The 5,104-nt window shown below is 71.3% G+C and carries 4 protein-coding genes; 2 read left to right on the top strand and 2 right to left on the bottom strand.

The features are described from left to right. The coding region (locus OG2516_RS15475; RefSeq protein ID WP_040615934.1) for a Re/Si-specific NAD(P)(+) transhydrogenase subunit alpha at positions 1-885 on the bottom strand (885 nt) is incomplete at its 3' end. Between the two features lie 158 nt (positions 886-1,043). Between OG2516_RS15475 and kynU the strand changes: the two genes are divergently transcribed. Then, the gene (kynU, locus tag OG2516_RS15470) at positions 1,044-2,237 is read left to right on the top strand and encodes a kynureninase (RefSeq protein WP_007256652.1); all 1,194 of its coding nucleotides are present in this window, start codon (positions 1,044-1,046) and stop codon (positions 2,235-2,237) included. Here the strand turns inward: kynU and OG2516_RS15465 are convergent. After that, complete coding sequence (locus tag OG2516_RS15465; RefSeq protein ID WP_007256651.1) at positions 2,234-2,968, bottom strand: alpha/beta fold hydrolase; 735 nt, start codon at positions 2,966-2,968, stop codon at positions 2,234-2,236. The two genes, kynU and OG2516_RS15465, sit on opposite strands and share 4 nt — an antisense overlap. Before the next feature lie 162 nt (positions 2,969-3,130). Here OG2516_RS15465 and thrS point away from each other — a divergent pair, with 162 nt between their 5' ends. After that, on the top strand, positions 3,131-5,095 hold the full coding sequence (gene thrS, locus OG2516_RS15460; protein ID WP_007256650.1) for a threonine--tRNA ligase: 1,965 nt from the start codon (positions 3,131-3,133) through the stop codon (positions 5,093-5,095). Positions 5,096-5,104 lie beyond the last annotated feature (9 nt).

Below are 5,104 nucleotides of genomic sequence, written 5' to 3'. Positions count from 1 at the left end.
ATTGCCGCCGCGCTCGGCGGCGAGGTCGACGATCACCGAGCCGGGCTTCATCGCCTCGACCATGTCCTTCGTCCAGAGCACCGGCGCGTCGCGGCCGGGGATCAGGGCGGTGGTGATGACGATGTCCATCTCGGGGGCGAGCTCGCGGAACTTCTCGAGCTGCTTCTCGCGGAACTCGGGGCTCGAGGGCGCGGCGTAGCCTCCCGTCGCCGCGCCGTCCTGGTTCTGCTCGAAATCGAGGTAGACGAACTCGGCCCCCATGGACTCGATCTGCTCGGCCACTTCGGGGCGCACGTCGAAGGCGTAGGTGATCGCGCCGAGCGAGGTGGAGGTGCCGATCGCGGCGAGCCCGGCGACGCCCGCGCCCACCACCAGCACCTTGGCCGGCGGCACCTTGCCCGCGGCGGTGACCTGGCCGGTGAAGAAGCGGCCGAAGTTGTTGCCCGCCTCGATGACCGCGCGGTAGCCGGCGATGTTGGCCATCGAGGAGAGCGCGTCCATCTTCTGCGCGCGGCTGATGCGGGGCACCATGTCCATCGCGATGACGGAGGCGCCCTTGTCCTTGGCGAGGTCGAGCAGGTCGCCGTTCTGGGCGGGGTAGAAGAACGAGATGACGAGCTGTCCCTCGCGGGTGCGGCCGAGCTCGTCCGGCGTCGGCGGGCGGACCTTGGCGACGATGTCGGCCACGTCCCACAGCGCCTCGGCGCTCGCAGCGATCTCGACGCCGGCGGCCTCGTAGGCGGCGTCGGTGAAGCCGGCCCTGAGGCCCGCGCCGGTCTCGATCACGCACGCATGGCCGAGTTTCTGCAACTCCTTCGCCGAGGCCGGTGTCAGAGCGACACGCGCCTCTCCGGCCATGACTTCCTTCGGTGACCCGATCCGCATTGGCGTCGTCCCTCCACTCCGGCTGTTCTAGCGTCGCGTGTGACTAGCGCGGTGACGCAGCGTCTACAAGCGACGCGGCGTCATGCCCGCGCGGCAGCCGGCTTGCGGCGGCCGGGCGCGCGGTCCAGTGTCGCCGCCGGATCACGCGGGAGGGATGGATGAGCCGGTTTGACGAGACGAAGGCGCTGTTCGCGCTGCCCGAGGGCGTGGTCTACATGGACGGCAACTCGCTCGGCCCCCTGCCCCGCGCCGTGCCCGGGCGGCTGGCGGCGATGGTGCAGGACGAGTGGGGCGAGATGCTCATCACCGCCTGGAACCGCGCCGGCTGGATGGCCGCGCCGCGCCGCGTCGGCGACCGGGTGGGCGCGCTGATCGGGGCGGAGCCGGGCAGCGTCGTGCTGGGCGACACGCTCTCGATCAAGGTCTACCAGGCGCTTGCCTCGGCGCTCGAGATGCGCCCCGGCCGCAAGGTGATCCTGTCCGACACCGGCAATTTCCCGTCCGATCTCTATATGGCCGAGGGGCTGGTGAAGAGCCTCGGCGCGGGCCACGAGCTGCGCCTCGTCGCGCCCGAGGCGGTCGCGGACGCGATCGACGAGGACGTCGCCGTGCTGATGCTCACCGAGGTCGACTACCGCACCGGGCGGCGCCACGACATGCCCGCGCTCACCGCCCGCGCCCACGAGGCCGGCGCGCTGGCGATCTGGGACCTGGCGCATTCGGCGGGCGCGCTCGCGGTCGACGTGGCCGGCGGCGGCGCCGACTTCGCGGTCGGATGCAGCTACAAGTTCCTCAACGGCGGCCCCGGCGCGCCGGCCTTCATCTACGTCGCGCCGCGCCACGCCGAGGTTGCGCGCCCGGCGCTGTCGGGCTGGCTCGGGCACGAGGCGCCGTTCGCCTTCGACATCGGCTACCGCCCCGGCGAGGGCGTGGAGCGGATGCGCGTGGGCACGCCGCCGATGATCCAGCTCGCCGCGCTCGAGGCCGCGCTCGACGCCTACGACGTCGTCGACATGGCCGCCGTCGCCGCCCGCGCCGGCGTGCTCGCCGACCGCTTCATCGCCGGCGTCGAGGCCGCCTGCCCCGACATGACCCTCGTCACCCCGCGCGACGCTTCGGCGCGCGGCAGCCAGGTGTCGTTCGCCCACCCCGAGGGCTATGCGGCGATGCAGGCGGTGATCGCGCATGGGCTGATCGGCGATTTCCGCGCTCCCGACATCATGCGCTTCGGCATCACGCCGCTCTACCTCGACGAGGCCGACATCGACCGCGCCGTCGAGATCCTCGCCGACGTTATGGGTCGCAAGCTCTGGGCCGAGCCGCGATACCAGGTGCGCCAGACGGTGACCTAAAGCGCCGCCGAGACCTCCGCGACCGCCGCCTCGATCAGCGCCAGGCAGGGGGGATCGGAGAAGCGGTGGTCGGCGCCCTTCACCAGCGTCAGCCGCAGGTCCTCGCCGTCGGCGTGATCGAGCAGACGCAGCGCGGTGTCGCGGCTGACGTCGGCATCGGCCGTGCCCTGCAGCATCCGCACCGGCATCGCCAGCCGCAGCGGCGTGGCGAGCACGAAATGGGCGGGGCCGTCCTCGATGAGGCGCATGGTGATCGGGTACGGGTCGCCGTACTCGGACGGCCGCAGCGTCAGCCCCTCGTGGCGCAGCTCGTCGCGCGCGTGCTCGCCGAATTCCTCCCACATGCTCGCGGTGAAGTCCGGCGCGGCGGCGATGGTGACGAGCCCCGCGACCAGCTCGGGCCGCTCGCGCGCCGCGAGCAGCGCGATCCAGCCGCCCATCGAGGAGCCGACCACGATCGCCGGCCGCTCCAGCAGCGCCAGCGCGGCGAAGGCGTCGTCGGCCCAGTCGCCGATGCAGCCGTCGGTGAAGTCGCCTTCGCTCTCGCCGTGGCCGGAATAGTCGAACCGCAGGAACGGCCGCCCCTGCGCCTTCGCCCAGGCCTCGAGATGCAGCGCCTTGGTGCCCGCCATGTCGGAGCGGAAGCCGCCGAGGAACGCCACCGGCACCCCCTCGCCGGCGCTCAGGTGATAGGCGATGCGCCGCCCCTGTGGTGTCGTCAGCCACTCCATGCCCGTCTCCTCCCGGCCGTTTCGCGCGCCCGAACATTCCCCGCCCGCCGCCGCGCCGCAACCCCGAGGGTTGACGCCGCCGCGCGCGCGGCTCATCTGGGGCCACGACATAACCCGCAACCGGGCGTTCCGTGGGCGCCAAACCGACGAGGAGCCAGGCCGATGAGCCTCGACCAGTCCCCCATCACCCTCACCTTTCCCGACGGCAACGCGCGCCAGTACCCCGCCGGCGTCACCGCCGCCGAGGTCGCGGCCGACATCTCCACCTCGCTCGGCAAGAAGGCGATCTCCGCGCAGGTCGACGGCGCGCACTGGGACCTGCAATGGCCGATCGAGGCCGACGCGGCCATCGCCATCAACACGATGAAGGACGAGGCGCCTGCGCTCGAGCTCGTGCGCCACGACCTCGCCCACATCATGGCCCGCGCCGTGCAGGAGATCTGGCCCGACGTGAAGGTCACCATCGGCCCCGTGATCGAGCACGGCTGGTACTACGATTTCGACCGCGCCGAGCCGTTTACCCCCGAAGACCTCGGCGCCATCGAGAAGAAGATGCGCGAGATCATCAACAAGCGCGACCCGGTCCGCACCGAGACCTGGGAGCGCGACCGCGCCATCGCCCATTACCGGGACAACGACGAGCCCTACAAGGTCGAGCTGATCGAGAGCATCCCCGGCTCCGAGCCCATCCGGATGTACTGGCACGGCGACTGGCAGGACCTCTGCCGCGGCCCGCACCTGCAGCATACCGGCCAGGTCCCGGGCGACGCCTTCAAGCTGATGTCGGTCGCCGGCGCCTACTGGCGCGGCGATTCCTCGCGCGCCATGCTCCAGCGCATCTACGGCGCCGCCTTCCTCACCCGCGACGCCCTCAAGGCCCACCTGCACCGGCTCGAGGAGGCCCAGAAGCGCGACCACCGCAAGCTCGGCCGCGAGATGGACCTGTTCCACATGCAGGCCGAAGCGCCCGGCCAGGTGTTCTGGCACCCCAACGGCTGGACCGTCTACACCACGCTGCAGGACTACATGCGCCGCAAGCAGCGCGCCGGCGGCTACCGCGAGATCAACACCCCCCAGGTCGTGGACCGCAAGCTCTGGGAGGCCTCGGGCCACTGGGACAAGTACCAGGACCACATGTTCATCGTCGAGGTCGACGAGGAGCACGCGCAGGAGAAGGCGATCAACGCGCTCAAGCCGATGAACTGCCCCTGCCACGTCCAGGTCTTCAACCAGGGGCTGAAGTCCTACCGCGACCTGCCGCTGCGGCTGGCCGAGTTCGGCTCGTGCTCGCGCTACGAGCCCTCGGGCGCGCTGCACGGCATCATGCGGGTGCGCGGCTTCACCCAGGACGACGCCCACATCTTCTGCACCGAGGACCAGATCGAGGCGGAATGCGCCCGGTTCATCAACTTCCTCGCCGGCATCTACGAGGACCTCGGCTTCCCGACCTTCGAGATCAAGTTCGCCACCCGCCCCGAAAAGCGCGTCGGCTCCGACGCCAGCTGGGACCACGTGGAGAACGCCCTCGAGAGCGCCATCCGCGCCACCGGGCGCACCTACACGCTCGAGCCGGGCGACGGCGCGTTCTACGGGCCCAAGCTCGACTTCTACCTCACCGACGCGATCGGCCGCACCTGGCAGTGCGGCACGTTCCAGGTCGACCCGAACCTGCCCGAGCGGCTCGGCGCGACCTACATCGGCGAGGACGGCGCCAAGCACCGCCCCTACATGCTGCACCGCGCTACCCTCGGCAGCTTCGAGCGCTTCATCGGCATCCTGATCGAGGAGCACGCGGGCAAGCTGCCGTTCTGGCTCGCGCCGCGCCAGGTGGTGGTGGCGTCCATCGTGTCCGACGCCGACGGGTACGTGCACGAGGTGGTGGACGCGCTGCAGGCCGCCGGCGTGCGCGCCGAGGCCGACACGCGCAACGAGAAGATCAACTTCAAGGTCCGCGAGCATTCCGTCGGCAAGGTGCCGGTGATCCTCGCCTGCGGCGGCCGCGAGGTCGAGGAGCGCACCGTCTCGGTCCGCCGCCTCGGCGACAAGGCCACCCGGACCGCGGGGCTGGACGCGCTCGTCGGCGAGCTCTCCGCCGAGGCCACCCCGCCCGACCTGCGCCGCGGCTGACTTCGGCGG

The organism is Oceanicola granulosus HTCC2516, assembly GCF_000153305.1.
In the GTDB taxonomy this organism is placed as follows: domain Bacteria; phylum Pseudomonadota; class Alphaproteobacteria; order Rhodobacterales; family Rhodobacteraceae; genus Oceanicola; species Oceanicola granulosus.
Note: the sequence above shows the minus strand (reverse complement) of the source record. Positions and strands in the feature narration are given on the sequence as shown.